The organism is Streptomyces sp. ActVer, assembly GCF_027270795.1.
GTDB lineage: Bacteria > Actinomycetota > Actinomycetes > Streptomycetales > Streptomycetaceae > Streptomyces > Streptomyces umbrinus_A.
The window spans coordinates 14,041-31,709 of sequence record NZ_JAPWHT010000070.1 but is presented as its reverse complement, the minus strand read 5'-3'; the positions used below and the strand labels follow the sequence as shown (position 1 = coordinate 31,709).

Sequence of the window (17,669 nt, the reverse complement as noted above, 5' to 3'; positions counted from 1 at the left end):
GTGGCTCCGTTTCAACCGCCCGGGCAGACAGGGGCGTACGGGCGGCCGACCCCTGCCGGACCGCCTGGCGCGGGCGCGGCACAGCCACAGCTGCGGCCACGGCCGCAGCCGCGGTCCCGGAAGCCACTGCCTCGGCCGGTGTCCGCCGCCATGGTGCTCGTCGGCGCGGGCCTGGTCGCCTGGGCGGTCTGGTCCCTCACCCGGTAGGGCACCACCCGGGAACACGCGAGGATCTGCACCACCCGGGAACCGCGCCCCTCCCCCCTACGAAGACGCCCGCGCCACCAGTTCCGTGGGAAGAACCAGCTGGCGCCTCTCCAGCCCCCGGGACACCGCCGGGCGGCGGTCCGCGATCTCGTCGATCAGGAGGCCGAGCATCGCGCGGCCCATGTCCTCGATCGGCTGGCGCACGCTCGTCAGGGGCGGGTCCATGTGGCGGGCGATGGCCGAGTCGTCGTAGCCGACGAGGGCCACGTCGTCGGGTATGCGGCGGCCCGCCTCGCGCAGGACCTGACGGGCGCCGGCCGCCATCACGTCGGAGCCGGCGAAGACCGCGTCCAGGGTCGGGCAGACGGCGAGCAGCTCCTTCATCGCCCGGCGGCCGCCCTCCTCCGTGAAGTCACCGGGGACGATGAGCCGGTCGTCGACCTCTCGCCCCGCCTCGCGCAGCGCCTCGCGGTAGCCGTCGACACGGCGCTGGGCACCGAAGACGTCGAGGCGTCCCGCCAGGTGGGCTATGGTCTGCCGGCCCTGGGCGATCAGGTGTTCCACGGCGAACCGGCCGCCGCCGAAGTTGTCCGAGTCCACCGACGGCAGCGTCTCGTCGGCCGAGCGCCGGCCGCTGATCACCGCCGGGATCTCCAGCTGGGCCAGCAGGTCGGGCAGCGGGTCGTCCGCGTGGACCGAGACCAGCAGGACCCCGTCCACCCGGTGCGCCGCCAGGTACTGGGCCAGCCGGCGCCGCTCCCGGTCGCTGCCCGCGAAGATCAGCAGGAGCTGCAGCTCGGTGTCGGAGAGCGCCGCGCCCACTCCGCGCAGCATGTCGGAGAAGTACGGCTCGGCGAAGAAGCGGGTCTCGGGCTCGGGGACGACCAGGGCGATCGCGTCCGTACGGTTGGCGGCGAGGGCGCGGGCCGCCGTGTTGGGCACGTATCCCAGCTCCGCGACCGCCGCCTCGACGGCCGCGCGGGTGGCGTCGCTGACCCTCGGGGAGCCGTTGATCACGCGGGAGACCGTGCCGCGGCCCACACCGGCGCGCGCGGCGACCTCTTCGAGGGTCGGCCGTCCGCCGCTCCGGCTACGCGCTCCGTGGACTGCCATGGTCCGCCTCCCGTCCGGCACGGCTCTCACCGTGCTTGGCCTGGAATGTAACAGTCGTGATCGGGACCGGGCTCCCGGAGTCCGGGCCTCCGCACTCCGGCCGTACTCCCCGGCACCCCGGCCGGCACCCCGGCCGTACTCCCCCGGGGCCACCCGGGGGTGGTCCGTCCCAGAGCCTCGCCGCGTCCGCGCCGCGTCCTGGACGCGCCCGCGACCCGTCCGCGACGGAGGCCACTCCGAGGCCGATCCGGCGCCTTCCCGAGGCCGTCCCGAAACCGTCGGAGACCTACTCTCCCGAACCCAACCTCCGTTAGCTAACAGCCCGATAACTGAAGACATATCTCTATGCCCTCTCCCTTGACACCCCCGCGCCGAGCGACGAACCTTCAACACATCACCTGTGGGAGCGCTCCCACAGTACCTGACACATACACATCCCGCACGTTCCCCGCCCGAGCCGCAGCGTGAACTAACGGGCCCAACAATGCAGTTGGCCGGGGGGTCGGCACGTCAGGCAACAGGAGGACGCAATGCGCACGAGTACCCGCGGGTCCCGCAGGCTGATGGCCCTCGCGGCCGTCGCCGCGCTGACGACGGGGCTGCTCGCCGGCTGCGCCGAGGACTCGGACGACGGCTCGTCGAACTCGGACGGCGGTAGCGGCGGTGGCAAGACCACGCTCACCATCGGCACCTTCGGTGTCTTCGGCTACAAGCAGGCCGGCCTCTACGACGAGTACATGAAGAAGAACCCGGACATCACGATCAAGGAGAACGTCACCACCCGTACCGACGTGTACTGGCCGAAGACGCTCACCCGTCTGCAGGCCGGTTCCGGTACCGACGACCTCCAGGCGATCGAGATCGGCAACATCGCCGAGGCGGTGCAGACCCAGGCCGACAAGTTCGTCGACCTCGGCAAGGAAGTCGACAAGTCCCAGTGGCTGGACTGGAAGACGGCGCAGGCCACCACCAAGGACGGCAAGACCATCGGGCTCGGCACCGACATCGGTCCGATGGCGGTCTGCTACCGCAAGGACCTCTTCAAGGCGGCAGGTCTGGAGACGGACCGCACCAAGCTCGCCGAGCAGTGGAAGGGCGACTGGTCCAAGTACGTCGACGTCGGCAAGGAGTACATGAAGAAGGCGCCGAAGGGCACCAAGTTCGTGGACTCCGCCTCCTCGGTCTACAACGCGGCGCTCGGTGGCGAGAGCCAGCGCTACTACGACGCGGACGGCAACGTCATCTGGGACAAGTCCACAGGCGTGAAGAAGGCCTGGGACGCCTCGATGGAGGTGGCGACCAGTGACATGTCGGCGAAGCTGAAGCAGTTCGACAAGCCGTGGGACCAGGCCTTCGCCAACGCCAAGTTCGCGACGGTGGCCTGCCCCGCCTGGATGATCGGCTACATCCAGGAGAAGTCCGGTGACGCCGGCAAGGGCAAGTGGGACATCGCGGCGGCACCCACCGCGGCCAACTGGGGTGGTGCGTTCGTCGGTGTGCCCACGGCGGGCAAGCAGCAGAAGGAGGCCATCGCGCTGGCGAAGTGGCTGACCGCCCCCGAGCAGCAGGCGAAGGTCTTCGCCAAGCAGGCGAGCTTCCCGTCGATCCCGGCTGCGTACCCGAGTCTGAAGCCGCAGGCCGCCACGACGGCGTTCTTCTCGGACGCGCCGATCACGCAGATCTTCTCCGACTCGGCGAAGACCATCCCGACGCAGATCTTCGGCGTCAAGGACCAGCCGATCGGCACCGCCATCACGGACATCGGCATCCTTCAGGTCGAGCAGAAGGGCAAGACCCCCGACCAGGGCTGGGACGCGGCCAACAAGGAGATCAAGGACGTGCTCGGCCAGTGACCAGCTCCAAGCAGGCTCTCGCGCGATCCGCGTCGAGCGCCGACGGCGGGCCCGGCTCCCAGCCGGGCGCGGCGCGCCGTGCTCACGGTCGCGGTACACCGCCCCCGGGCCCCGGCTCCTGGCGCAGCCGACTGTACCGCTGGGACATGAAGGCGTCGCCGTACGCGTTCATCGCCCCCTTCTTCATCTTCTTCGGCGCCTTCGGGCTCATCCCGCTGCTGTACACGGCCTGGTACTCACTGCACAACGTGCAGCTGTCCAACCTGGACCAGCAGACCTGGGTGGGCCTGGACAACTACAAGAACCTGATGTCCTCGGACTTCTTCTGGGGAGCGCTGCAGAACACCTTCACCATCGGTGTGATCTCGACCGTGCCGCAGCTGATCATGGCGATCGGCATCGCGCACCTGCTCAACTACAAGCTGCGTGGCTCCACCGTGTGGCGGGTCGTGATGCTCACCCCGTACGCCACCTCGGTGGCGGCGGCGACCCTGGTGTTCGTGCTGCTGTACTCCTGGGACGGCGGCATGATCAACTGGCTGCTGGGCTTCGTCGGGGTCGACCCGGTCAACTGGCGTGAGTCCACCTGGGGTTCGCAGTTCGCCGTCTCGTCGATCGTGATCTGGCGGTGGACCGGCTACAACGCCCTGATCTACCTCGCGGCGATGCAGGCGATCCCCTCCGACCTGTACGAGTCGGCGGCCCTGGACGGTGCCGGCCGCTGGCAGCAGTTCCGCCATGTGACGATCCCGATGCTGCGGCCGACGATCCTGTTCACGGTGGTCGTCTCCACGATCGGCGCGACACAGCTGTTCGGTGAACCGCTCCTGTTCGGCGGGGCCAGCGGCTCCAAGGGCGGCTCCGAGCACCAGTACCAGACGCTCGGCCTGTACATGTACGACCAGGGCTGGATCATCGGCAACCTCGGCAAGGCGTCCGCGATCGCCTGGACGATGTTCCTGATCCTGCTGATCGTGGCCGCGATCAACCTGCTGATCACCCGACGGCTGAGGAAGTCACAATGACCACAAGTGAACTGACACCCCCTCAGGTGAAGGATGCGGCGGAGAAGAGCGGCCCGGGCGGCACCGGGCGCCGCCGGCTGCTCGGTGCGGGCAAGCAACTGCACGCGGGACCGGTCACGTACGTCGTCCTGGCCGTCTTCGCCCTCGTGTCGCTGGCGCCGCTGCTGTGGACGGTGGTCGCGGCCTCGCGCACCAACCAGCGGCTCGCCGAGACGCCACCGCCGCTGTGGATCGGCGGGAACCTGTTCAAGAACCTGGAGGCCGCGTGGAACGAGGCGGCCCTCGGCACCGCGATGCTCAACAGCACGATCGTCGCCGGGACCATCACCGTCGGTACGGTCCTGTTCTCCACGCTCGCCGGGTTCGCCTTCGCCAAGCTGCGGTTCAGGTTCTCCAGCCTTCTGCTGCTGCTGACCATCGGCACGATGATGATCCCGCCGCAACTGGCGGTCGTACCGCTGTACTTGTGGATGAGCGAGCTGGGCTGGTCCAACCAGCTGCAGACGGTCATCCTGCCCACCCTGGTCAGCGCCTTCGGTACGTTCTTCATGCGCCAGTACCTGGTACAGGCGCTGCCCAGCGAGCTGATCGAGGCGGCGCGGGTGGACGGCGCGAGCAGTCTGCGCGTCGTGTGGCACGTCGTCTTCCCGGCGGCGCGGCCGGCGATGGCCGTGCTCGGGCTGCTGACGTTCGTGATGGCCTGGAACGACTTCCTGTGGCCGATCATCGCGCTCAACCAGCAGAACCCCACCGTGCAGGTGGCCCTCAACTCGCTCGGCACCGGCTATGTCCCCGACCAGGCGGTGATCATGGCGGGCGCGCTCCTCGGCACCCTGCCACTGCTCATCGCCTTCCTGCTGTTCGGCAAGCAGATCGTGGGCGGGATCATGCAGGGCGCGATCAAGGGCTGACCCGCCGCGCCTGGCTCCGCCCGACGGAGCCGACCCCTGCGGCGCCTGGCCAGACGCCTGGCCGAAGGGGCCGAGCCGCCGCTGCCTCGGCCCCTCCTTCCCCCCTCCGACCCCATATCCCCAGGTCTCCGACGACCTTTCCTCCCATGGGAGCGCTTCCATGCCTGAGCCCGCAACGCCCGTGACCTTCCCGCCCGCCTTTCTCTGGGGCGCGGCCACCTCCGCGTACCAGATCGAGGGGGCGGTGCGGGAGGACGGCCGTACGCCCTCGATCTGGGACACCTTCAGTCACACGCCCGGCAAGACGGCCGGTGGCGAGAACGGCGACATCGCCAACGACCATTACCACCTGTACCGCGACGACGTGGCCCTCATGGCGGAGCTCGGGCTGACCGCGTACCGCTTCTCGGTGTCGTGGTCCCGGGTGCAGCCGACGGGCCGCGGTCCCGCCGTCCAGCGCGGCCTGGACTTCTACCGCCGTCTGGTCGACGAGCTGCTCTCCCACAACATCAAGCCCGCGCTCACCCTCTACCACTGGGACCTCCCCCAGGAGCTGGAGGACGCGGGCGGCTGGCCCGAGCGCGACACCGCGCTGCGGTTCGCCGAGTACGCGCAGATCGTCGGCGAGGCGCTGGGCGACCGCGTCGAGCAGTGGATCACGCTCAACGAGCCCTGGTGCAGCGCGTTCCTGGGGTACGGATCCGGCGTGCACGCCCCCGGCCGTACGGACCCGGAGGCCTCCCTGCGTGCCGCGCACCACCTCAACCTGGCGCACGGGCTCGGGACTTCGGCGCTGCGCACCGCGATGCCGGCCCGCAACAGCATCGCGGTGAGCCTCAACTCCTCGGTGGTCAGGCCGCGTTCGCAGGACCCGGCGGACCTGGTGGCGGTCCGGCGCATCGACGACCTGGCCAACGGCATCTTCCACGGCCCGATGCTGCACGGCGCGTACCCGGAGACCCTGCTGACCGCCACGTCGTCGGTCACGGACTGGTCGTACGTCCTGGACGGCGATCTCGCCCTGATCAACCAGCCGTTGGACGCTCTCGGCCTCAACTACTACACGCCGACGCTGGTCGGCGCCGCCGAGACCGCCCCGGACGGCCCGCGCGCGGACGGCCACGGGGCGAGCGAACACTCGCCGTGGCCGGGCGCGGACGACGTGATGTTCCATCAGACCCCGGGCGAGCGTACGGAGATGGGCTGGACCATCGACCCGACGGGCCTGCACGAGCTGATCATGCGCTACACGACGGAGGCTCCCGGGCTCCCCCTCTACATCACCGAGAACGGCGCCGCGTACGACGACAAGCCGGACCCGGACGGTCGCGTCCACGACCCGGAGCGCATCGCCTATCTCCACGGCCATCTGTCGGCCGTTCGCCGGGCGATCACCGACGGCGCGGACGTCCGCGGCTACTACCTGTGGTCCCTGATGGACAACTTCGAGTGGGCGTACGGCTACGACAAGCGCTTCGGCGCGGTGTACGTGGACTACGCGACCCAGGCCCGTACGCCGAAGTCGAGCGCCCTCTGGTACGGCGAGGCGGCGCGGACGGGGGCGCTTCCGTCGGTGAACACGACCGAATAGCCCTTCCCCCAGGGGGGACACGGACGGGCGGGGGACGGGGCGCGGCACTGTGAGGGGAGTGCCGCGCCCCTCCGCGAACCCCGGCCGGGTGGGGGGAAGGCCGGCCGGGGCGCGTGACCCCCGTGCGGAGATGGCTGGTTGGGCTACCTACGGGGGCGCTGGTCGGGCTACTTGTAGGCGGCGAAGGCCTTCGAGAAGGCCTGGGGGTCCTGGAGGATCGAGCTGCAGGTCGCGTCGGCGGAGGGCTTGGTGCCGCCGGGGCACTGCTTGTCGCGGGTGGCGGACCACATGGAGAGCCAGCCGATCCCCTTCGACTTGGCGAAGTCCACGAGCTGGGTGGCGTCGTCGACCTTGAAGATCTCCGTCACCACGTCGTTGACACCGATCATCGGGGTGACGGCGACCGCCTTCCAGGCCGCGGACTCGGACAGGCCCAGAACTCCCTTGATCTGCGCCTGCGTCGCCGTCGCGGCCTGCTCGGCGTAGGTGCCCATGTCGCCGCTGTACGCCGGGCCGTAGTCCATCGCCATGATGTTGACCGTGTCGATGCCGACGCCGTTCGACTTGGCGTCGGCGAGCAGGTTCACGCCGTCCTGGGTGAGCCCCTCGGGCATCACGGGGAGGGTGAACGAGACGTCCAGGTCCGGGTGTTCGGCCTGGAGCGTGGCTATCGCCTTCGCCCGGCGCGTGTTCGCCGCCGTGTCGGGGAGCGCGCCGCCCTCGACGTCGAAGTCGACCTTCGTGAGCTTGTACGCGTCCACCACCTTCTCGTACGCCGCCGCGAGGGCGTCCGCCGAGGAGCAGTTCAGGGCCAGTTCCGAGCCGGCCGCGCCGCCGAAGGAGACGCGGACGTCGCCGCCCTTGGCGCGCAGGGCGCCGATCTGCGCGGCGACCGCGTCCGCGCCGAGGTCCGTCACGCCGCCCCACTTGGGGGTGCAGCCGCCGCCGTCCGTGACGAAGGCGAGGTTGTAGTCCTTCACACCGGTGGCCGTCGCGGCGGCGACCAGGTCGAAGGCGGGGTAGAGGGAGGTGTCGACGTAGGGCGCGAAGCCGGCGGTGGCCGCCGTGCCGCCGTCGGTGGACTCCGAGGGCGAGGCGGTGGGACTCGCGGTCTGGGAGGGGGTGGCCGTGGGAGTCGCGGTGGGTTTCGGCGTCCCAGTCTCCGTCCCCGTCTCCGTCTCCGTCGGGCGGCCGGTCGGTTCCGGGGTCGCTCCGTCGTCGACCGAGCACTTGGCGTCGTCGATGAGACAGCCGGTGGGGGTGCCGGAGCCGTTCACCACGAAGCCGACCGTCACCGACTCGCCCTTGGCCAGCCCGTCCTTGTCCCAGGCGGGAGGCTTCACGGTGACGTGCCGGCCGCTCACGCTCGACTCGCCGTTCCACAGGGAGCCCAGTTCGGCCCCGGACGGCAGGTCGAACTCCAGCGTCCAGTCCGTCTTCGCCGCGCCGGTGTCGTTGGTGACGACGTACTGCGCGGTGTACCCGGTCGACCAGTCGCTGGTCCTGGTGTAGGCGGCGCCGACCCCGGCCGCCTGCGCCGTACCGGAGAACACGAGGGCTCCACCGCCGACCACGGCCGCGGCGACCACGCCTCCGATCGCCTTGTTCCTGCCGTTGACCGTGCGCCGATGGGTGCTCATCGCGTGCCTGCCTTCGCTGTTCCGGGAGTCCCCGAGGGGGTCACGGGAGGGGGGTGGGGTGCGGCAGCACGCTAGCGAGCCGGAAACGGGCAAACGGCCTGATCCGGACGGGGGTTGGGGATCTTAGGGTGCGCTTAAGGAAGGGATCGGGACCGGTTAAAGGTCGAGACCAATTTGGCCGATCGGCGGCGGCGCACCGAGCCCCGGTGACCTCGCCTCTCCGGCTCCCGGCCGTCGAGCTGGATCCAGATCCGCACCTCGGTCCCACCCAGGACGGAGCGCCCGATCCGTACGTCCCCGCCCGTCGACTCCGCGAGCCGGCGCACGATGTCGAGCCCGAGCCCGGTCGAGCCGTCGCTGCCCGATCCGCCGCCCCGTGCCATCGCAGCCTCGGGGTCGGTGATGCCCGGGCCCGCGTCCGAGACGAGCACGATGACGGCGTCCTCGCCGTTGTGCACGTCGACCGCGAAGGCCGTGCCCTCGGCCGTGTGCCGGAAGACGTTCCCGAGCAGCGCGTCGAGCGCGGCCACCAGGTCGGCGCGGGCCACGGGTATCCGTACCGGCCGGTCGACGCCGGCCACCCGCACCTTGCGCCCCTCGTCCTCCGCGAGCGCCGACCAGAAGTCCATCCGCTCCCGGACGACCTCGGCCGCGTCGCACCCGCCGCCCACGCCTATCGCCGCGGTCTGCGGCTTGGCGTCCCGGGCTGTCCGGATGATCGTGTCGACCTCGCGCTCCAGCTGCGCGACGGCGGCCCGGGTCTGCTCGGCGGCCGGCCCGTCCCCCAGCGAGGCCGCGTTCAGCCGCAGCACGGTCAGCGGCGTACGCAGCCGGTGCGAGAGGTCGGCCGCCAACTCCCGCTCGTTCGCGAGCAGTTGGACGACCTGGTCGGCCATGGAGTTGAAGGCGACCGCCGCGAGCCGCAGTTCGGTCGGCCCCTCCTCGGGCACCCGGGCGCCCAGCTTCCCCTCCCCCAGTTCGTGCGCGCTCTCCACCAGTCGCCGGGCGGGCTTCACCATCCGCACGCCGAGCCGGTCGGCCACCGCCACCGAGCCGAAGATGAGCGCGATGCCGACCCCGGCGAGCACGGCCCAGGCCGTGGCCACGCCGTTGGTGACGTCCGACTCCGGCACGTACACCTCGACGACGGCGATCTTGCCCGAGCTCAGCGCGACGGGCTGGAGCAGCGTGGAGCCGCCGGAGACCTCCGCGGTGGAGGCCCGGCCCAGCTTCCGGGTGGTGGCGATGTCCTTGCCGACGGCGCGCTGCCGCCCGAGGTCGACCGCCTCCACCCCGTCGCTCGCGGGTATGTGGACGGCCATCCCCGCGTCCGAGCCCGCCGAGGCGACGACCCGCTCCAGCTGGCCCCGGTCGGTGGTGATGGAGAGGGCGGGGGCGATGGCCGCGGCCTCCCGCTCGGCGTTCGAGAACGCGCGGTCCCTCGCCATCTCCCTGATGACCAGCCCGAGCGGCACCGCGAAGGCCACCACGACCATGGTGGTGACGGCAACACAGACCTTGACCAGTGCCCATCTCATCGCGGCGGCTCCATGCCCGACGGCCCTGGCGGCTCCAGCTTCACCCCGACCCCGCGCAGGGTGTGCAGATAGCGCGGGCGGGCCGCCGTCTCGCCCAGCTTCCGTCGCAGCCAGGACAGATGGACGTCGATGGTCTGGTCGTCCCCGTACGACTGCTGCCACACCTCGGCGAGCAGTTCCTTGCGGGCCACGACGACCCCGGGCCGTCCGGCGAGGAAGGCCAGCAGGTCGAACTCGCGCCGGGTCAGATCGAGTCGTACGCCGTCCAGCTCGGCCTGGCGGCGCAGCGGGTCGATGGACAGACCGCCGACGCGGATCTCCGGCGACGGCGGGGCCTCCCCGGCCGAGGACCGGGCGCGGCGCAGCACCGCCGCCATGCGTGCCGCCAGGTGCTCGACCGAGAACGGCTTGGTCAGATAGTCGTCCGCGCCGTCGTTCAGCAGCCGCACGATCTCCGTCTCGTCGTCCCTCGCGGTCGCGACGATCACGGGCACGTCGGTGATGCCGCGCAGCATCTTCAGCGCCTCCGACCCGTCCAGGTCGGGCAGGCCGAGATCCAGGATCACGACGTCGAAACGGAAATGGGCGACCTCGCGCAGCGCCTCAAGTGCCGTACCGACACTGCGCACCGTGTGCGCGGCCTCGGTCAGATGCCGGATGAGGGCCGAGCGCACGAACTGGTCGTCCTCGACCACGAGCACACTTGCCATGGCCCGCACCGTACGCCATACGGGCTGGGCCGGTCCGGGGCCTGTGGATAACCGTCCGGGCAGCATCGACAGGGGACATGCGTGGGGCGCGTGGGGCAGTATGGCCCGCGATGCTCAGAGGACTCGTACACGGCTTGGCTTGGTCGCTCGCCACGGGCGCGGCGGTCACGCTGTCGTGGTGGGGTGTCCACACGGTGATGGCGGGGACGGCGTACGACCCGCCGCGCGCGCTGCCGATCACGGCCGAAGGGGCGACCGAGCAGGGCGCGAAGCCGCTTGCCTCCTCCACCAGTCGGCCCGAGTCCGGGCCCGGGCCGTCGAAGAGCCGCGAGCCGAGTGCGGGGCGTTCGCCCTCCGCCCCCGCTTCGTCCTCGCCCCCTTCCTCGCCTTCGCCCTCGAAGTCGACGGGTGCCACTTCTGGCGCGGGTGCCTCGGGTGAAGTGAAGAGTTACGACACCGATGGGGGCCGGGTCGTGTTCGACCTCGGCACGTCGTACGCGTCGCTGGTGTCCGCGACACCCGCGTCCGGGTGGTCGATGCAGGTGTGGAAGACCGAGACGTGGATTCGGGTGGAGTTCTCGGCGGGGGCGGATCGGGTCTCGGTGTTCTGTACGTGGCATGACTCTGCGCCGCGGGTTTCTATCAACGATTACTGAGTGATCTGCGGAGCTCGTTGTTCGTCTGCGGGTGCGCTTGGGCTGGTCGCTCCCCCACTCTCGGCTTCGCTCGAGCGGGGGGACCCCCATCGCGGCGGAGCCGCACAATGTCACAGCCCCGCGCCCCTGAAGGGCGCGTTCGTCCCCCTTGGTCGAAATGGTTGCCGGGACATTCCTACCGAAAAACCGACGGCGGGGGCGCTGGTGAAGCGACCGCCGCCGCGTCCGTGACCGGGGCTGCTCCGCCGGTGAAGTCTCGCAGTGACTTGCCGTGTTCGACTCTTGCCGGGTGGGGGTCGGAGGCGGCGCGGCGGGTCAGTTCGGGTACGGGGAGGGGGACGGCCGAGGCGACCAGGACGGCGTTGCCGAATCGTTTGCCGCGCAGGACCGTCGGGTCGGCGATGAGGGCGAGTTCGGGGAAGACCCCGGCGGCGGTGGCGATCTGGCCGCGCAGGTGCGCGAGGGGCGGACCGTCTGCGAGGTTGGCGGCGTACATGCCACCGGCGTTGACGACCCGGCGGACGTCGGTGAGGAACTCGCCCGACGTCAGGTGCGCGGGGGTCCGTGCCCCGCTGAACACGTCCGCGATGACCAGGTCCGCCCAGCCGTCCGGCACCTTGGCGAGCCCTTCGCGCGCGTCGACGGAACGTAGGCGGATCCGGGCGTTCGGGTCCAACGGCAGTTCGCGGCGGACCAGTTGGACGAGCGCCGCGTCACGTTCGACGACCTGCTGGGTGGAGCGGGGCCGGGTGGCGGCCACGTACCGGGCGAGGGTGAAGGCACCCCCGCCGAGATGCACGACCTGTACGGGCCTGCCGGGCGGGGCGACGAGATCGATGACGTGCCCGAGCCGGCGCTGGTACTCGAAGCTCAGGTAGGAGGGGTCGTCGAGGTCGACGTGCGACTGCGGGGCCCCGTCGATGAGCAGCGTCCAGGCGCGCACCCGATCCCGGTCGGGCATGAGCTCGGCAAGCCCCCCGTCCACACTCTCGACGACGGCCGAAGCAGCAACACGTCTGTCACCGCCCCGCTTGTCGTCCGCCCGCTTGTTCTTAGCCCTCGCCATCCCCCCATTATCGACGGCCCCAGACAGTCCGGCTCAGCGACAGCAGACCCCGTGCCTTTAAGGGGCGCGGGGAACTGCGCGACCAGCCCCCACGGGCCCGCAGACAAATAGGAACCGCAAGCCCCCCGAACCCCCCGCCAAACCTCAACGGCAGTTGTCCGCAGCCTCGATCAGACGAGCCGCCTCCCCCAACGCGGCCCGCAGAACCGCAGGATCCGTCGCCAGGTCCGCCTCCCCGGGGGGAAGCAGCCAGTCCGACCCCTCGACCGGCGGCTCCGGCGCCAGCCGAAGACCCCGCCCGTCGGTCTGCGTACACGTACTGCCCGGGACGTCCCAGGCAGAAGCCGTCCCCGACGGCACCAAAAAGCCGAGCGTGTCGCAACTGTCGTCGTGCAGGACGGGACCGACGGCCTCCGCCGACGCACCGCGCCGCAGGATGTCGACCGCCTCCAGCCCCTGCCGAGCGGGGACGGTCACGAGATCACAAGGATCGACGCTCTGCCTGCTCTCCATCCTGGCCTCCACCACGGAACCCCTCCTCGATCGGGCACACCGCATGGTTCAACGCCACCCGGCGTCAACGGCTACGGCGAAACTCGGCCGCAAAGGATGGCAGTTCATGGCAGATCAGGGATGAGATATCCGTTTTGTAGCCAAACTCCGCGTGGTGGTCTCATCACAGCGGGTACGTTCGTGCCCGCCGGAAACACAGGTGCGGCTCGGTCGACAACATGATCAACTCGCCCTGAATCCGGCATGGTTCGACGGTTCGTGAGAGAGGGCCCGGCCATGGCGTCGTCACCGATGACCTCGTCGTCCCAGTCACCTCGGCCGGCGCGGCCGAATCTCGCCTTCCGGCGGCTGCGCGGTCAGCGCTCGCCTGGCGAGTTCGCCGCGGCGGTGCGACGGGCCGCCCGGGAGATCGACGAGCAGGTCAGCTGCGACGCGCGCTACATCGGGCGGGTCGAAGCGGGAGAGATCCGGTGTCCCAACTACGCGTACGAGCGGGTGTTCCTGCACATGTTCCCCGGCCGGACGCTGACGGACCTGGGTTTCGTGCCCCGTTCGGCGGTACGCGGCCGGGGGGCGCGCACCTTCGAGGAGGCGCCCGACCCGCGCACCACGAGCCCGATGTACGCCCCGCATGAGACGGACGGGGCGTACGAGCCGTATGACACCACGTACGGCACGCACGAACCGAACGACCGGTATGACCCGCACGCGATCGACGACCAGAACCACGAGGAGAGCGACGTGCAACGTCGCGCATTCATGAGCGGCGGTACCGCCACCGTGGCGGCCGCCTCACTGAGCCCCATAGGGCTCGCCTTCAGCGGCGCTGCCGCAGCCGCGGACCGTTCCGTGCGCCGGGCCGGCGAGGCCGAGGCGGGAGCACTGGAAGAGGCCGTACGCAAGATCCGGCTGCTGGACGACCGGCACGGCGCCGACGGGCTGTACCGCAGGGCGTCGACTCCGCTGCGGGCCGCGTACGCCCTGCTGGACGCGGGCGCCGCGCGGCAGACGACCGCCGAGCGGCTGCACACGGGGGCCGGTGAACTGGCCATCTCCGTGGGCTGGCTGGCACACGACTCGGGGCGTTTCGAGGACGCGCGTTCGCACTACGCGGAGGCGCTCGCGACCGCCCGGGTGGCCGGGGACCCGGCCCTGGAGGCGCACGCCTTCTGCAACACGTCCTTCCTCGCGCGGGACGCGGGGCGCCCGCGCGAGGCGGTGCGGGCTGCCCAGGCGGCCCAGTTCGCGGCGCGTCCGCTGGGCTCGGCGCGGCTGCTGTCGCTCCTGTCGCTGCGCGAGGCGGGCGGCTGGGCGGGGCTCGCCGACCGCAGAGGCTGCGAACAGGCGCTGACCAGAGCGCAGGCGCTGTACGGGCGCGGCCCCTGTGACGCCGATCCGGAGTGGATGAGCTTCTACGGAGACGCCGAGTTGGCCGGTCTGGAGGCCCAGTGCTGGTCGACGCTGGGCGACTGGTCGCGGGCGGCCCATCAGGCGCGGCGCGCGACCCGGCTCCAGGACCCGCACTTCACCCGCAACCTCGCGCTCTACACGGCCGAGCTGGCCGACGACCTGGCCCGCGCCGGGCACCCCGACGAGGCGGCCGCGGCCGGACTGCGCGTCCTGGACCTGCTGGACGAGGTCCAGTCGTCCCGCGTGCAGACGATGCTGGCGGGGACGGCCCGGGTACTGCTGCCGCACCGCCGCGCGTCGGGGGTGTCGGACTTCCTGGAACGGCACGGGGCGCTGCCGCGACCGGCCTGAGCGGGTGCGCTCCGCGGGGGCCTTGTGACATGGCTGCAGGCCGGTGGGGGTTGATCGCGCAGTTCCCCGCGCCCCTCAAGGGCCCGGGTGCCGCAGCCGGACTACGCCGCCAGGTGGGCGCAGTCGTTCCAGGTTTCGATCGCGGGCTCTCCGTAGGCCCAGCCCAGGACCGAGAGGGACGTCGGGTTGAGGCGGATACGGGCCGCGAACCCGATGTCCAGGCCGAGCCAGCGGGCGCCGATGGAGCGCAGGATGTGTCCGTGGGCGAAGACCAGTACGTCACGGTCGGCGGAGCGGGCCCACTCGACGATCTCGTCCGCGCGCGCGGAGACCTCGGCGAGGGTCTCGCCCCGGGGCACCCCGTCCCGCCAGATCAGCCAGTCGGGGCGGCCGGCCCGGATCTCGTCGGGGGTCATGCCCTCGTACGCGCCGTAGTCCCACTCCATGAGGGTGTCCCAGGGGGTCGCCCGGTCGCCGAACCCGGCGAGTTCGCAGGTCTCACGCGCGCGTGCCAGCGGACTCGTACGGACCTCCACCCCGGGCAGGCCGTCCAGCGGCGCCCTGTGCAGGCGCTCTCCGAGCAGTTTGGCGCCGCGCCTACCCTCCTCCAGGAGGGGGATGTCGGTCCGGCCGGTGTGCTTGCCGGACAGTGACCATTCCGTCTGTCCGTGCCGGGCCAGAAGGAAACGCGGTGCCATGGAAGGGGCCTTTCGGGGAAGATCGAGCGGTGAACCGCAGGCGAACGAGGGGTGGATCACTCCATCATCGCTCACTCACAGACTGAGCAACCCGCTGGGCGATCTCTGCGTCTATGACCACCAGGGGGCGCGGCCACGGGGGACGCGCGCAGAACGTAAATTGGGCCAGGTCATTGCGGCCGGGGAAGTAGAAGGGGGAGGGATCGGATGTTGCGGACCGATGCACCGAGCACCGAGGCGGCACCACGTTCCCGCCTCCGCTGGTGGACCGAGCTGCCACTGATCCTGCTGGTGTACGGGGCGTACTCGGCGGGCCGGCTCCTCGCGCGCGGGGACGTGACCACCGCCGTCGACCACGGTCTGGCGATCCTGCGCGTCGAGAAGGTCCTCTTCCTCAACGCCGAGCACCCGCTGAACCGTCTCTTCACACGCGAGCCCTGGATCGGCATACCGGCCGACTTCTGGTACGCGTCGCTGCACTACATGGTCACGCCGGCCGTCCTGGTCTGGCTCTTCCGGTCCCGTGCCGTGCGCTACAGGGCGGCCAGGACCTGGCTGATGACGTCCACGTTCATCGGTCTGATCGGTTTCACGCTGCTGCCGACCTCCCCGCCGCGGCTGCTGTCCGCGAGCTACGGGTTCGTCGACACCATGGCCCAGTACAGCGACTACGGCTGGTGGGGCGGCGAGGCGAGCGCACCGCGCGGGCTCGGCGGGATGACGAACCAGTACGCCGCGATGCCGAGCCTGCACTGCGGCTGGGCGCTGTGGTGCGGCGTGATGCTCTGGATGTACGGCGGCACGCGGCTCACCAAGGTCGCGGCGGTCCTGTACCCGTTGATCACCACGATCGTGGTGATGGGCACCGCCAACCACTACTTCCTCGACGCGGTCGCGGGCTTCGTCGTGATGGGGATCGGCTTCCTGCTGACCCGGCCGGTGCTGCGGCTCGCGGACACGCTCCGGGCGCGGCTCGGGATCCGGCCCTTCGCACCGGCCTCCGGGGGCTCCACAGGCGCCTCGCACGGCGCAGGTTCCTCAATTGTCAGTGCGGGGTGCCAGACTTCGGCGGGTGAGCGAATTCCCCGACAGCGCAAGGTCCCAGCCGTCCCGGGTACCGCCGAGCCGGGAGCCCCTGCGGGAGCCGAACCGGGAGCGAGTCCCCCCGGCGCGGAGGACGGGGCTCCGGCAGCGGCTCGCTGAGCTGCGCGGCCCCGCGGTCCCGCCGCAGCCGCTCGACGCGCGCGCCCTCGCGGCACTCGCCGCGAACCCGGGGTGCAAGCGGCGCGCGATCCTCGACGGGGCGGGGGTGAACAAGGCGGCACTTGCGAGCGCGCTCGGCTCGCCGTCGGCCTTCGGCCAGTCGCAGTTCGCGTTCATGCGGGGCAACGCCTTCGAGGCGCGCGTCAAGGCCGACGGCGGCGCGGAGCTGCTGCGGCTCGTGCACGAGAAGCTGGACGCGGGGGCCGTGCCGCCCACCGCCGGCGCCGTTCCCGACCTGTCCGCCGTGGGCCCCGAGGGACGCACGGCGCGTACGGCCCTGGCGCTGCGCGAGGCCACCGAGGCAGGGGTCTGGACCCTGCTCGACCACCCCCTGCTCGCCCTGGACGTCGCGGGCTCCCCCGCCTTCCTGGAGCCGGACGCGGTGGTCGTGCATCCCGACGGGAGCTGGACCGTCGTCGAGATCAAGTCCTTCCCGATGCTGGACGGTTCGGCGGACGCGGCGAAGGTGGGCGCGGCCGCCCGTCAGGCCGCGGTGTACGTCCTGGCCCTGGAGCGGGTCGCGGCCCGGCTTGCTGCCACACCCGAGGTCCGGCACACGGTGCTGCTGGTCTGCCCGAAGGACTTCTCCAACCTCCCCACAGCGTCCGCCGTCGACGTCCGCAAGCAGCGCTCGGTCACCCGCCGCCAGCTGGACCGCCTCACCCGCATCGAGGACATCGCCGACCTGCTCCCCGAGGGCACCTGCTTCTCCCCCGACCTCCCCACCGCCGACCTGACGACCGCGGTGGAATCGGTCCCGGCGACCTACGCCCCCGAGTGCCTCTCCGCCTGCGAACTCGCCTTCCACTGCCGCGACCACTCCCGAGCGGAGGGCGCGGTGACCTCCCTCGGCCGCTCCCTCCGCGCCGAGCTGGGCGGCCTGACGACGATCACCGACGTCCTGTCGGCAGCCCGCGGCGAAACCGGCGACCCGACCGACCCGGCAGTCGCAGCCCTGCGCAGAGCGGCCCAACTCCGAGCCGAGGCACTGGGCGACCGGACGGGATCCCTGATCGGCGGAGAGCAGCAACTGGCCGAGGCACCGGGACACACGACGTGCTGAGTCCCTTCGCCCCCGCCCCCGCAGGGGGCGCGGGGAACTGCGCACCCAGCCCCCACACACC

Annotated in this window: 15 protein-coding genes and 1 pseudogene; 9 read left to right on the top strand and 7 right to left on the bottom strand. The window is 71.2% G+C overall.

All coding sequences use genetic code 11. The features are described from left to right. Positions 1 to 207: pseudogene (locus O3Q52_RS14550) on the top strand (serine/threonine protein kinase); the annotation flags it as partial. Positions 208 to 264: 57 nt separating this feature from the next. On the opposite strand, the gene O3Q52_RS14545 reads toward O3Q52_RS14550, so the two are convergent. Then, on the bottom strand, positions 265 to 1,320 hold the full coding sequence (locus tag O3Q52_RS14545; protein WP_189843357.1) for a LacI family DNA-binding transcriptional regulator: 1,056 nt from the start codon (positions 1,318 to 1,320) through the stop codon (positions 265 to 267). 530 nt (positions 1,321 to 1,850) lie between these two features. On the opposite strand from O3Q52_RS14545, the gene O3Q52_RS14540 reads away from it, so the two are divergent. From O3Q52_RS14540 to O3Q52_RS14525, 4 genes are all read left to right on the top strand, one after another. Continuing rightward, positions 1,851 to 3,173 carry an ABC transporter substrate-binding protein gene (locus tag O3Q52_RS14540; RefSeq protein ID WP_269649199.1) on the top strand — a complete coding sequence of 441 codons (1,323 nt, stop codon included), beginning with the start codon at positions 1,851 to 1,853 and terminating at the stop codon, positions 3,171 to 3,173. Beyond that, the gene (locus O3Q52_RS14535) at positions 3,170 to 4,198 is read left to right on the top strand and encodes a carbohydrate ABC transporter permease (RefSeq protein ID WP_269649198.1); all 1,029 of its coding nucleotides are present in this window, start codon (positions 3,170 to 3,172) and stop codon (positions 4,196 to 4,198) included. The genes O3Q52_RS14540 and O3Q52_RS14535 overlap by 4 nt, the downstream gene beginning before the upstream one ends. Continuing rightward, the gene (locus O3Q52_RS14530) at positions 4,195 to 5,109 is read left to right on the top strand and encodes a carbohydrate ABC transporter permease (RefSeq protein ID WP_269649196.1); all 915 of its coding nucleotides are present in this window, start codon (positions 4,195 to 4,197) and stop codon (positions 5,107 to 5,109) included. The genes O3Q52_RS14535 and O3Q52_RS14530 overlap by 4 nt, the downstream gene beginning before the upstream one ends. 160 nt (positions 5,110 to 5,269) lie before the next feature. Further along, positions 5,270 to 6,700 (top strand): GH1 family beta-glucosidase, encoded by a 1,431-nt coding sequence (locus O3Q52_RS14525; RefSeq protein ID WP_269649195.1) that lies wholly within the window; start codon positions 5,270 to 5,272, stop codon positions 6,698 to 6,700. 167 nt (positions 6,701 to 6,867) lie between these two features. On the opposite strand, the gene O3Q52_RS14520 is transcribed toward O3Q52_RS14525, so the two are convergent. The 3 genes from O3Q52_RS14520 to O3Q52_RS14510 all read right to left on the bottom strand — a co-directional run bounded on the left by O3Q52_RS14520 (position 6,868) and on the right by O3Q52_RS14510 (position 10,588). Next, positions 6,868 to 8,340, bottom strand: coding sequence for a cellulose binding domain-containing protein (locus O3Q52_RS14520; protein WP_269649194.1), 1,473 nt, complete (start codon positions 8,338 to 8,340; stop codon positions 6,868 to 6,870). Between the two features lie 134 nt (positions 8,341 to 8,474). Next, entirely contained in the window at positions 8,475 to 9,878 is a 1,404-nt protein-coding gene (locus O3Q52_RS14515) for a HAMP domain-containing sensor histidine kinase (RefSeq protein ID WP_269649193.1), read from the bottom strand. Beyond that, positions 9,875 to 10,588 (bottom strand): response regulator transcription factor, encoded by a 714-nt coding sequence (locus tag O3Q52_RS14510; protein WP_269649192.1) that lies wholly within the window; start codon positions 10,586 to 10,588, stop codon positions 9,875 to 9,877. Before O3Q52_RS14510 ends, O3Q52_RS14515 begins: the two co-directional genes overlap by 4 nt. 110 nt (positions 10,589 to 10,698) lie before the next feature. Between O3Q52_RS14510 and O3Q52_RS14505 the strand changes: the two genes are divergently transcribed. Next, positions 10,699 to 11,244: a hypothetical protein gene (locus O3Q52_RS14505; protein ID WP_269649191.1), complete on the top strand. Its 546-nt coding sequence runs from the start codon at positions 10,699 to 10,701 to the stop codon at positions 11,242 to 11,244. A gap of 175 nt (positions 11,245 to 11,419) precedes the next feature. Here O3Q52_RS14505 and O3Q52_RS14500 read toward each other — a convergent pair whose 3' ends face one another. Both O3Q52_RS14500 and O3Q52_RS14495 read right to left on the bottom strand, forming a co-directional pair. Beyond that, positions 11,420 to 12,205: a spermidine synthase gene (locus O3Q52_RS14500; protein ID WP_269649203.1), complete on the bottom strand. Its 786-nt coding sequence runs from the start codon at positions 12,203 to 12,205 to the stop codon at positions 11,420 to 11,422. A 249-nt stretch (positions 12,206 to 12,454) separates the two neighbouring features. After that, on the bottom strand, positions 12,455 to 12,823 hold the full coding sequence (locus tag O3Q52_RS14495; protein WP_269649202.1) for a hypothetical protein: 369 nt from the start codon (positions 12,821 to 12,823) through the stop codon (positions 12,455 to 12,457). Positions 12,824 to 13,099: 276 nt separating this feature from the next. Between O3Q52_RS14495 and O3Q52_RS14490 the strand changes: the two genes are divergently transcribed. Continuing rightward, positions 13,100 to 14,584, top strand: a complete 1,485-nt coding sequence (locus tag O3Q52_RS14490; protein WP_269649190.1) for a hypothetical protein — start codon at positions 13,100 to 13,102, stop codon at positions 14,582 to 14,584. Positions 14,585 to 14,685: 101 nt separating this feature from the next. Here O3Q52_RS14490 and O3Q52_RS14485 read toward each other — a convergent pair whose 3' ends face one another. Further along, positions 14,686 to 15,282 (bottom strand): histidine phosphatase family protein, encoded by a 597-nt coding sequence (locus O3Q52_RS14485; RefSeq protein ID WP_269649189.1) that lies wholly within the window; start codon positions 15,280 to 15,282, stop codon positions 14,686 to 14,688. Positions 15,283 to 15,489: 207 nt separating this feature from the next. Between O3Q52_RS14485 and O3Q52_RS14480 the strand changes: the two genes are divergently transcribed. Both O3Q52_RS14480 and O3Q52_RS14475 read left to right on the top strand, forming a co-directional pair. Continuing rightward, positions 15,490 to 16,485, top strand: a complete 996-nt coding sequence (locus O3Q52_RS14480) for a phosphatase PAP2 family protein (protein WP_269649188.1) — start codon at positions 15,490 to 15,492, stop codon at positions 16,483 to 16,485. Then, the gene (locus O3Q52_RS14475) at positions 16,418 to 17,608 is read left to right on the top strand and encodes a hypothetical protein (protein ID WP_269649201.1); all 1,191 of its coding nucleotides are present in this window, start codon (positions 16,418 to 16,420) and stop codon (positions 17,606 to 17,608) included. The genes O3Q52_RS14480 and O3Q52_RS14475 overlap by 68 nt, the downstream gene beginning before the upstream one ends. Positions 17,609 to 17,669 lie beyond the last annotated feature (61 nt).

Excerpts from the sequence above, each read along its gene's own strand:
- O3Q52_RS14510 (WP_269649192.1), bottom strand. The coding sequence starts at position 10,588 with ATGGCAAGTGTGCTCGTGGTCGAGGACGACCAGTTCGTGCGCTCGGCC.
- O3Q52_RS14525 (WP_269649195.1), top strand. The coding sequence starts at position 5,270 with ATGCCTGAGCCCGCAACGCCCGTGACCTTCCCGCCCGCCTTTCTCTGG.
- O3Q52_RS14480 (WP_269649188.1), top strand. The coding sequence starts at position 15,490 with ATGTTGCGGACCGATGCACCGAGCACCGAGGCGGCACCACGTTCCCGC.
- O3Q52_RS14500 (WP_269649203.1), bottom strand. The coding sequence starts at position 12,205 with ATGCCCGACCGGGATCGGGTGCGCGCCTGGACGCTGCTCATCGACGGG.
- O3Q52_RS14545 (WP_189843357.1), bottom strand. The coding sequence starts at position 1,320 with ATGGCAGTCCACGGAGCGCGTAGCCGGAGCGGCGGACGGCCGACCCTC.
- O3Q52_RS14530 (WP_269649196.1), top strand. The coding sequence starts at position 4,195 with ATGACCACAAGTGAACTGACACCCCCTCAGGTGAAGGATGCGGCGGAG.
- O3Q52_RS14485 (WP_269649189.1), bottom strand. The coding sequence starts at position 15,282 with ATGGCACCGCGTTTCCTTCTGGCCCGGCACGGACAGACGGAATGGTCA.
- O3Q52_RS14505 (WP_269649191.1), top strand. The coding sequence starts at position 10,699 with ATGCTCAGAGGACTCGTACACGGCTTGGCTTGGTCGCTCGCCACGGGC.
- O3Q52_RS14540 (WP_269649199.1), top strand. The coding sequence starts at position 1,851 with ATGCGCACGAGTACCCGCGGGTCCCGCAGGCTGATGGCCCTCGCGGCC.
- O3Q52_RS14490 (WP_269649190.1), top strand. The coding sequence starts at position 13,100 with ATGGCGTCGTCACCGATGACCTCGTCGTCCCAGTCACCTCGGCCGGCG.
- O3Q52_RS14495 (WP_269649202.1), bottom strand. The coding sequence starts at position 12,823 with ATGGAGAGCAGGCAGAGCGTCGATCCTTGTGATCTCGTGACCGTCCCC.
- O3Q52_RS14520 (WP_269649194.1), bottom strand. The coding sequence starts at position 8,340 with ATGAGCACCCATCGGCGCACGGTCAACGGCAGGAACAAGGCGATCGGA.
- O3Q52_RS14515 (WP_269649193.1), bottom strand. The coding sequence starts at position 9,878 with ATGAGATGGGCACTGGTCAAGGTCTGTGTTGCCGTCACCACCATGGTC.